Here is a 900-nt window from a genome sequence, read left to right on the forward strand (position 1 = left end):
GAAGAGATTGGCGAACGATACAGCAAGGCGCTGCGTCAGAACCGGCATCGCTTCTTCGAGCTTGAGATTGACCTTGTCCGCATAAGCCACGTCGCGCAGCGTGTACTTCTTGAAGTCGGAAATTTCGTCGATGTCCTGGACGCGCACATTCGCGTTGCTGTCACCCGACGAGCTCGCGCCATAGGTCTGCGCAGTGGAATCCGTTACACCGCCCGACAGGCGCGAGCTTCCCGAGCCGTGATGCGTATGCGTGTGCTGACGCACCTTGCCCCCGTTCGCCGGTCGTTCCGAAAGCTGGATGTCGACCGTGATCGCATAGGTCACGTCCTGATAGGCGTAGTTGACAAGCGCTGAGGCTGCGGCAAGACCAAGCCCGACACCCACCCCTGCTCCGGCATTGCCGGTGAGACCGCCGACCAGACCGCCCGAAGCCGCACCGATTGCGAGTGACTGCAAAGGCTGACCGTAATTCGACGAAAGCAGCGCCGAGGACTGTTCCTTGGTCAGCTTTCCGGCCTGAAGAACGTTCGCCTGCAGAAGGTAATGCGCACCCATGGCATCGGGCATGATCGTGTAGCCGCGCTGCTGCAGAGCAGAAGCGAGTGCGCTGCGGATATCCAGTTCAGGGTAATCGGACGTATTGCGGATACCGAGATAGACCGTCTTCTGGTTCTGCGGGACCGGATCGAGGAACACGGTTTCCGACATATGCGTATGCACGTCGAGTTGTCCGTGATTGGAGACGGCATCGAGGCCACTGCACGCTGTCAAAGCCAAGAGGAAGGCAGAGGCACCGATCATGCGCGGAAAGAAGAAGGATTTCATCGTAACTCCTGAAGCAGTGCGAGAATACACCGCAATGTTTTGTAACTTCCTAAAACGGAACGATGCGTTAACGCA

At 58.0% G+C, this 900-nt stretch carries 1 protein-coding gene; it reads right to left on the minus strand.

Annotated features, from left to right (window positions below; translation table 11 throughout):
* The coding region (locus P792_RS24780; RefSeq protein WP_023977983.1) for a complement resistance protein TraT at window positions 1-825 on the minus strand (825 nt) is incomplete at its 3' end.
* Window positions 826-900 lie beyond the last annotated feature (75 nt).

Source organism: Asaia sp. SF2.1 (genome assembly GCF_000505765.1).
GTDB classification, from domain to species: domain Bacteria; phylum Pseudomonadota; class Alphaproteobacteria; order Acetobacterales; family Acetobacteraceae; genus Asaia; species Asaia bogorensis.